Below are 8,610 nucleotides of genomic sequence, written 5' to 3' on the forward strand. Positions count from 1 at the left end.
GGAGATAATCCTTAAGAGTAAAGTTAAGGTCCCTTTCCGCAACACAATCAAGATGTCTTGTCTAACAACGCTTTACCAATAAAGCTGAGAGGGAATCCGAACTAGGGAAGCATTCGGAAGTCTGTGCCAGATTGTGTCTCGATGCGGTAGTCTCTACTTGCGTCGCCTAAATTGGTTTAGGCAAGCCCCGTCGCTTTTAGGGCGGGGTTAGTGACGATATAGCTGATGTTCGCTGTTGAGAAGCACAAAGAAGCCGTTGTTTATTGTCTGGTTTTCCGAGATTAGTAAACTGTTCACTATAAACAGTTTTTCAGGAGTTTTTTTACCCTAATTTAGCGATCACTTGCTGTTTTTTGAGATGATAGCCATCACCGTAGGCAAGAATATGTACCCGCAGATTATGCAGACTCAGGGGTTCGTTAGCGGTGACGTGATGGTGGTTGGTGTGGGACATTGCCCTGGCATCAATTACCGTCACCGTACCGCAGCCGATTACCGTCATCGTGCCATCCCGCTCAAACATAGCGCAGGTATCCTCATCGATGCCAATTCCTAAACGTTCGGGATAACCGGAGATAGCGCTCATTAACCGGGCCATGCGGTTGCGATTGTGGAAGTGTTGATCGACAATGACTTCAGGAATGAGACCTAATCCCATGGCCATATCTACTAGGGCCCGATTGGGTGCTTCCCCGCTGCTGCCCCCAGCAATCATGTGATGACCCATAACGGCGGCCCCGGCGCTAGTTCCGGCCAGAGTCAGTTCTCCCTGTTGCACTCTTTGTCTGATCCTTTCCATCAGGGGGGTATCGGAGAGCAAACCGCATAAACGCAGCTGGTCGCCTCCGGTCATAAATACACCCGTACATTCTTCGATGTAGGCTTGAAATTGGGGGTCTTCTCCCTGTACACGATCGCGAATATCGATAACTTTGACGTATTTTGCTCCCATTTCCTCGAAAATCTTCTGATAGCGATCGCCAATTAAAACCGGTTCTCTGGAAGCGGAGGGAACAATAGCGATCACCGCTTCGCTACCCCCGGCGCGATTCCAAAAGGTGTGCAGTATCTCTTTACCGTGGACTTTATCCTCGGCACCACCAATGACTAAAATCGCCGTTTTGAGAGATATGGGGGTAGGATTTTCGTGGTGTTGGGTTTCTAGCTCGATGATCATGTCACTGAACGAATAGACATTTTTAGGGATGGAAGGTTTTTCGGGAAGATGGACAAGTATTTTAATGTTATTTTCCCTGAACGGTTGACGGAAAAAAATGCGGTTTAGGAATATTTTTCGGGACATCAAGCAATAGTAGAGGCGATTTTAGCAATTTTCTTCGATCCACTGCCAATGACGGACTGTTAGTTAACTTTAAGTCTAGGCTAGACTTCGATCACTCAAGCTAGAGCCAGAAAAACCCCTAGACAGTACAGCATAGTCTATCATGTTATCGAGATAGACTAGCGCCAAATTAGCAAGATTTTAACCGATCGAACCGTGACAAAATGATACATTAAACACTATCCCAGTCTAGGCCTTAATTTTCCCCGTGCAGTTTGACATTATTACTCTCTTTCCCGATTTTTTTACTTCACCGCTGCAGTCGGGGTTGTTGGCAAAAGCTCTCGAACGCGACATCGCTAGGGTAAATTTGGTCAATCTCCGGGATTTTGCCCACGATAAACACCGTCGTGTCGATGATGAACCCTACGGTGGCGGTGTGGGAATGTTATTAAAACCAGAGCCAATTTTTGAGGCGATCGAGTCTTTAGAAATTTTACCACCCCGGGAGATCGTGCTGATGACTCCCCAGGGGGAACCTCTCAATCAAGCTTTACTGAAAACTTGGGCCGGTAGTTATCAGCAGTTAATTCTCATCTGTGGGCATTATGAAGGGGTAGATGAGCGGGTTTGTGAGCATTTGGTGACTAGAGAGGTATCTTTAGGGGATTTTGTCCTAACTTGTGGGGAAATCCCTGCTTTAGCGATTATTAACGGGGTGACGCGGTTGTTACCTGGGACGGTAGGTAAGGCAGAATCGTTGAAATTGGAGAGTTTTGAGGCAGGTTTATTGGATTATCCCCAATATACTCGGCCGCCGGTCTTTCGCGGTTGGCAAGTGCCGCCGGTTTTGCGATCGGGTAATCATCAGGATATCGCTGATTGGCGCTATCAACAACAACTCGATCGCACTAAGGAACGTCGTCCGGATATCTGGCAAAAATGGCTAGAGGAACAGGATTAATCCCCCAAAATGCTGGCTCGCTGCCTACAATTTCAGGTGATTAAGGGCTAAATTCCGTTGTTGGAGAGCGAATTGATGGCTAGGCTCTAGTTGTAGGGTTTGGTTAAAAGAAACCACTGCTTCCGAGAAACATTTTAACTTGTAGAGACAACAACCCCGTTGATACCATGCCTCAGCCTTTTGGGATTGTAACTGTAAAGCCTTATTATAAGCGGCGACCGCTTCACTGAGTCGTTCTAATTCCCGTAAAGCTTCGCCCTTGCTAAACCAAACATTAGCATCGGATTTAATGGCCAGGGCCTGATTATAAGCCGCTATACCTTCCGCATAACGTTGCATCCGACATAAAATCATGCCCTTGTAATGCCATGCTTCCAGATAATCTGGCTGCAGTTGAATTGCCTTATCCCAAGATGCGATCGCATCGCTGATTTGTCGTAAATTAGCTAAAGCGATGCCGCGATAAAACCAAGCCCGAGCATTATTAGTCTCTAATTGAATTACCTGATTAAAAGACCCTAAAGCTTCGGGAAAACGCCCCAATCTTTGCAAGGCCAGACCCCGATTATACCAAGCATTGACAAAATTGGGCTTTTTTCGCAGGGACTGCTGATACAATTGAACTGCTTCCAGATGCTCCCCCAAATCGAGGTGTGCGTTACCGCGATAAAACAGATCCTCTGGTGAAATTTCCCTGATTAAAGCTTGTTGGTGACGCAATTGCAGTAACTGTTTTATGGCATCTAAAACTTCTGCTGCCGAGGGAAAGCGTTGGCGCCAGTCATAACGGGTCATTTTATCGATAATAACTGCTAGATCATCTCTAACATCGGCCTGATTGCGCCAAGCGATTTCTCCGGTTTCGGCATCTTCGGGAAATTGCGTCGGGTTGAGACCAGTTAAGGCTTGAATAGCGATGATTCCCACGGCATAGACATCGCTAGACAATCGCGGTTTATTTTGCGCCTGTTCACTAGGCATATAGCCAGGGGTGCCAATCCCAATGGACACACTGGTCTGTTTTGCTTTTAGCCATTGAGTCCCCACTTGTTTGACTCCGCCAAAGTCGATTAAAACCAACTTGCCCTCGTGGCGACGGATAATATTATTGGGTTTTATATCTCGGTGAATGATCTTATTTTGGTGGACAAAAGCCAGAACTTCCAAGATATCTTTTAATAACTGAATTACCTGACTCTCTTCTAAACGCTTACCCTTAGAGATTTCCTGACTAAGATCGTGACCATCGATAAGTTCTTGAACGATATAAAAAGACTTATTTTCCTGAAAACTGGCGAAAAATTGCGGTATTTGAGGATGATGGCCGAGTTTTTCTAAAGCTCTGGCCTCACTCTCAAATAATCCTATAGTAACTTCGTTAACCACTTGGGGCATTAACTGTTTGACCACACATTGAGGACGGCCGGGGCGATAGTTATCTTGGGCTAAAAAAGTTTGACCAAAAGCCCCTTGACTTAGGGGTTTAATAACCTGGTAACGTCTCCCGATAATTAGTTTCATGGTAGCGATAGGATTATCTTTACCCTAGAGCAGCTTGACGGGACGGTTAACAACCAAAGGGGTTAACTTGCTCATGCCCATCTTGCCAGTTAATTCATATATTACATCAATTGTCGTCAGAAGCGGGTAACGCGACTCGAACGCGCGACATTCACCTTGGGAAGGTGACGTTCTACCACTGAACTATACCCGCAAAAGTCTTCCTAATCATAGCATTGACCCCCCAGCCAGAGCAACTGCTCTAGGCTATTTTCCATCACCGCACCAGTGCAGTTTGTCAGCAAAACTGGCCCGGTCGCAATTTAACATTTTTTCCTAACAGGACAGTAGGGCTTTTTCTAGCTGTTGTTCGGCATTTTTTCGGCTTTCTAGCGGCTTTTGTTGATAAACCCCAAAAATAACATCTAAGCCCCCCCAAGCACGGCCAAGGGCAGGAAAACCGTGATGGAGAACATTTTTTGATCGCTTGCCTTAATCGCTGCTGCTGTTGGTAAAATCCAGTCAACCCTCGCTCAAAGCTGACTAGCGCAGGAAACTGCCCCCATTAGTCCCACTTCGGTATTAAGGACGATATGAACGGGAATATTGCTTAATAGCTCCCTCATCCGACCTTTAGCCCGAAAAGCCTTCATAAAGCTACCCTCGGTCATTAGGGGAAGATTTTTGGCCGCAATCCCTCCCGCGATGTATAATCCTCCGTAGGGAAGCAACTTGAGGGCTAAATTGCCCGCTTCCGCACCGTAGGCCTCGACAAAGATTTTCATGGTTTGATAACAGAGATAATCCGAGTCATCTTGGGCAAAACTGGCAATTTTAGCCGCTAAATCGACGGTTTTTTGCGGTTTACCCATTTCTTCTAACCAAGTGCGGTAAATTTCCGTCATGGCCGGTGATGACTGACTATAGTTACTATCGTGGAGAAATCGATAGATAGAAGTGATTCCTTGCCCGGAAACCACTCGCTCCACCGAAATGCGCTCGATATTATAGAGATCCAAGAGATAATTTAATAGTTGATATTCTAAACTCGATCGAGGGGCAAAATCGGCGTGGGAACCCTCACTACCAAACACCCGATATTTACCCTTCGAGATAGGAATCAAAAAACCCTCTCCTAACCCAGTTCCTGCACCAATAACCGCAATCGGGGCCTCTGGTACTGCTGGGGCCGACTGTAGATTGTGCAGCTCCTCTGGGGCTAATCCTAACACCCCATAACCGATCGCCGCAAAATCATTAATTAATTTTACTCGCTCAATCTGCAGCTCGTGGCTTAGGCGATCGCCAGTTAGAGACCAACTTAAATTAGTCAATTCGGAACTATTGTTAACCACTGGACCGGCAATACCGAAACAAGCTTTTTCCACTGGGGGAATAGTGGTTTGTCGGGCTAAAAACTGCTGGACGATCGGCACCAGATCGGGGTATTGTTTACTAGGATAAATTTCTTGATCGAGAGTAATTAGCCGGGGTTGGGGACTATCCGATGAGTTTTGGCAATCCACTAAACGCAGGATTGTTTTAGTTCCCCCGATATCTCCCCCTAAAAGAATCGTCATGCTGGTTTTTCCCTTAGTTTGTCCCCATAATTATAGTTTTTTACCCTTTCTACCAGGCAAATTTAAAGGCCGCTAATTCTATACTATAGTGAAAGATGGTAATGCCTAAGCCCTAATTAAGGATTGATTAATCGTCGCTCCGGGGTTGGAATGGGGATTTGCCAGAGGACAGAAACGGGACTTAAAGACATTTTAGGTCTAACTGTCGCCTCAAGGCGATCGATAGGGCGGCAGAAGCTATCACTGTCCCCATAACTTTTAAGATAGACCAGAGAGGGAGAAATTAGCGTGGGTGTAGAACTTCGCAGTTACGTTTATCTTGACAATTTACAGCTTCAACACGCCGCTTACATCGGTACAGTCGCCCAAGGATTTTTACCCTTACCCGGGGATGCTTCCCTCTGGATTGAAATTTCCCCCGGCATCGAGATTAATCGCATCACCGATATTGCCCTCAAATCCGCCGTGGTTCGTCCGGGGGTTCTATTCGTAGAACGACTCTATGGACTCTTAGAACTCCATTCTAGCAGTCAGGGAGAGGTAAGGGCGGCCGGTCAGGCAATTTTGCAGTATTTAGGCGTTAGTCAGCGCGATTGTCTGAAACCGCAAATTGTCTCCAGCCAAATTATTCGCAACATTGACGCTTACCAAGCCCAATTAATTAACCGGAGTTCTCGGGGTATGATGTTAATGGCGGGACAGACTTTATACGTTCTAGAAGTGCAACCGGCCGCCTACGCTTCCCTGGCCGCTAATCAGGCCGAAAAAGCCGCTTTAATTAATATCCTACACGTTACTTCCGTGGGCAGTTTTGGCCGCTTATATTTAGGGGGAGAAGAACGAGATATTATCGCTGGTTCCAGGGCGGCAGTTTCAGCTTTAGAAAATATTCAAGGTCGAGTTTTTCCCGGTAGCGACAAAAAAGAATAAGACAAGACAACAGGATTTCGCCCTATTGAGGAGATTCAAAAATTAGTTCGCTATTATTCAGTTTTTCAACGACTAAGTTGCGATAGAGTGTCACCTGACGAAGGATTTGGTCGGGATTGTTTTTCTTGTTAGAAAACATGATCATTTTAATCGATTCAAATTCTATTCTTGTGATCACACCATCTTTGATCGCTCGTTCAATTGTAACTCGTAAATATTCTAATTCTTGGCTTTCCTCTGGGGTAATTTTTAGACTGTTAGGACGTTCTATTTTCATTATCGATCGATTGTTCTTACCTGCTAACTGATAACTGGATAATCACGGCTATTTTTTCACACTTTCACAATCGGTGGAGAGAGAGTTTCCGTCTGGCTAGAAACGGCTAGATTATTATTTTGTCCGTTATTTTGCGGCAATTGTCCAGAAGCTAAATTTTGCCCCTCTCCCGTAATCAAACGAGCGCCACGACCGCGGGTAAAATAATTCCAACCCCATTGCACCATCACCACTAATTTATTATCAAATTCGATCAGATAGTAAATATGGGCCCAAACCCAGACTAACCAAGCGATGAACCCGGAAAACTTGACAAATCCCAAATCAACCACGGCCGCATTTTGGCCGATAACTGCCAGACTACCTCGATCGATATAATGAAAAGGTGGAATAGTTTGCCCTTTTAGGCGAGAAATTAATAAATTCGCTAGATATTCGCCCTCCTGCATGGCCACGGGGGCAATTCCGGGTAAAGGTTTATCTCCCTGATGGGCAAAATTAGCCAGATCCCCGATCACAAAAATATTGGCATAACCGGCGATACTTAAATCCGGTTCAACGATTACCCGGCCGACGCGATCGAGATTTACCCCGGTTCTTTCGGCCAAAATTCGCCCCATTCTTGATGCTTTTACCCCTGCTGCCCATAAAATTGTCTCGGCGGCGATTTCTGTCGTCTTTTCTCCCTGACGGACGCTGACACAACCTTCAACAATATTGGTAACGATGCTGTTAGTTTGGACTGTCACCCCTAATTTTGTGAGAGAAGCGGCAGCTTTAGCGGATAAATCGGGGGCATAGGGAGGTAATACTCGATCCATCCCTTCTAAGAGCAAAATTTTCGCTTCTGTGGGGTTAATCTGGTGAAAATCCGACCTAAGCGCACCGTGGGCAATTTCGGCGATCGCACCTGCTAATTCTACCCCCGTCGGTCCGCCACCGACAATAACAAAAGTTAATAAAGCTTGCCGCTTTTCGGCATCGATTTCTTTCTCGGCCTTCTCGAAAGCGAGATAGATGCGACGACGCATTTCCACTGCGTCTTCAATGGTTTTTAACCCGGGGGCGTAGGGTTGCCATTGATCATTGCCAAAATAGTGATGACTGACTCCCGTGGCAATAACTAACTGATCGTAGGCGATCGGCGGGTGATCTTCCAAGATCACTTCTCCCTTGACCGGATCTATATCTATGGCGTGATCGAGGAGAATATCTGTATTCTCATGGCCCCGTAGGATTAAGCGCAAAGGTGAGGAGATATCGGCCGGAGACAGCGCCCCAGTAGCGACTTGATAGAGGAGGGGCTGAAAAAGATGGAAATTTCGCTTATCGATGAGGGTAACATGAACGGGGGCGTTTTTTAGGGCTTTGGCCGTGTATAAACCCGCAAATCCGCCGCCGATGATAACAACTCTTGGCTGTTTTTCAGTCATTGCTTAACAATAATTCATAAATTTTTCCCTAGTGTAGTCCGGATTGTCACAATTTAGCGGTGACAAGCGTTACCGAAAACAGCAGTCTTTAACCTAGAAAAAAATATAGATACTGGCTTTTTTGGCCAGCGAGGAGGGCAAAACCAACGAAGTACAGGGACTCTGATATGCTCGAAAAACTTGAAAAGACCGCTACGCCGTTTTACCTAAGTTTATGACCTGGGTTAACCAGGTGGGAACTTATATTCCGCGTTTCTGTTTCCGAGTACAAGCTCGGTTTACTACCACACGAATTGGTTATTTGCTCCCTTATCACAATCAAGCATAGATCAAAAAACTTGAAAGGCAGTCACCAACGTAGAAGCCCGATTTAGTTTTATCGTAGCATTTTTTTTTCTCAGAGGCAAGAGGGGCGATTCAGTGATCAGTGATCAGTTATCAGTGATCAGATTTGAGTTTTCAGTTTACTGTTTACCGATCACAGCCAAAAAGCCTGCCAACAACCAGCAATTCCCAATGCAAACGGTAGCACAGAATACAGAACCCGTCTTACTCTTGCCTTTCAAAATGGAGTGAAGGGTTTGAACAGTGGGTTTCGCGGGAATGGAAGTCAAACAACTGGGTTTTCTGGGGATGCTGAGCTA

At 45.9% G+C, this 8,610-nt stretch carries 7 protein-coding genes, 1 tRNA gene and 1 other RNA gene; 2 read left to right on the forward strand and 7 right to left on the reverse strand.

All coding sequences use genetic code 11. From position 1 onward, the window contains the following. Window positions 1–322: 322 nt before the first annotated feature. On the reverse strand, window positions 323–1,177 hold the full coding sequence (locus IM322_RS21485) for a cyanophycinase (RefSeq protein WP_061433142.1): 855 nt from the start codon (window positions 1,175–1,177) through the stop codon (window positions 323–325). A gap of 373 nt (window positions 1,178–1,550) precedes the next feature. On the opposite strand from IM322_RS21485, the gene trmD reads away from it, so the two are divergent. After that, complete coding sequence (gene trmD, locus IM322_RS21490) at window positions 1,551–2,246, forward strand: tRNA (guanosine(37)-N1)-methyltransferase TrmD (protein ID WP_079208345.1); 696 nt, start codon at window positions 1,551–1,553, stop codon at window positions 2,244–2,246. 24 nt (window positions 2,247–2,270) lie between these two features. On the opposite strand, the gene IM322_RS21495 is transcribed toward trmD, so the two are convergent. From IM322_RS21495 to IM322_RS21505, 3 genes are all read right to left on the reverse strand, one after another. After that, a complete protein-coding gene (locus IM322_RS21495) occupies window positions 2,271–3,767 on the reverse strand; it encodes a serine/threonine-protein kinase (protein ID WP_287677311.1) in 1,497 nt (498 codons plus the stop codon). Between the two features lie 121 nt (window positions 3,768–3,888). Further along, a tRNA-Gly gene (locus IM322_RS21500) sits at window positions 3,889–3,960 on the reverse strand. Window positions 3,961–4,279: 319 nt separating this feature from the next. After that, window positions 4,280–5,326 (reverse strand): glucokinase, encoded by a 1,047-nt coding sequence (locus IM322_RS21505; protein WP_287677313.1) that lies wholly within the window; start codon window positions 5,324–5,326, stop codon window positions 4,280–4,282. Window positions 5,327–5,614: 288 nt separating this feature from the next. Here IM322_RS21505 and ccmP point away from each other — a divergent pair, with 288 nt between their 5' ends. After that, window positions 5,615–6,256 (forward strand): beta-carboxysome protein CcmP, encoded by a 642-nt coding sequence (ccmP, locus tag IM322_RS21510; protein WP_287677315.1) that lies wholly within the window; start codon window positions 5,615–5,617, stop codon window positions 6,254–6,256. Between the two features lie 22 nt (window positions 6,257–6,278). On the opposite strand, the gene IM322_RS21515 is transcribed toward ccmP, so the two are convergent. The 3 genes from IM322_RS21515 to ssrS all read right to left on the reverse strand — a co-directional run bounded on the left by IM322_RS21515 (window position 6,279) and on the right by ssrS (window position 8,336). Continuing rightward, entirely contained in the window at window positions 6,279–6,533 is a 255-nt protein-coding gene (locus IM322_RS21515; protein ID WP_287677317.1) for a hypothetical protein, read from the reverse strand. Between the two features lie 56 nt (window positions 6,534–6,589). Next, on the reverse strand, window positions 6,590–7,966 hold the full coding sequence (locus tag IM322_RS21520; protein WP_287677319.1) for an NAD(P)/FAD-dependent oxidoreductase: 1,377 nt from the start codon (window positions 7,964–7,966) through the stop codon (window positions 6,590–6,592). A 182-nt stretch (window positions 7,967–8,148) separates the two neighbouring features. Beyond that, window positions 8,149–8,336: non-coding RNA, 6S RNA (ssrS, locus tag IM322_RS21525), on the reverse strand. Window positions 8,337–8,610 lie beyond the last annotated feature (274 nt).

This window comes from Microcystis sp. M109S1, assembly GCF_020247025.1.
Lineage (GTDB): Bacteria > Cyanobacteriota > Cyanobacteriia > Cyanobacteriales > Microcystaceae > Microcystis.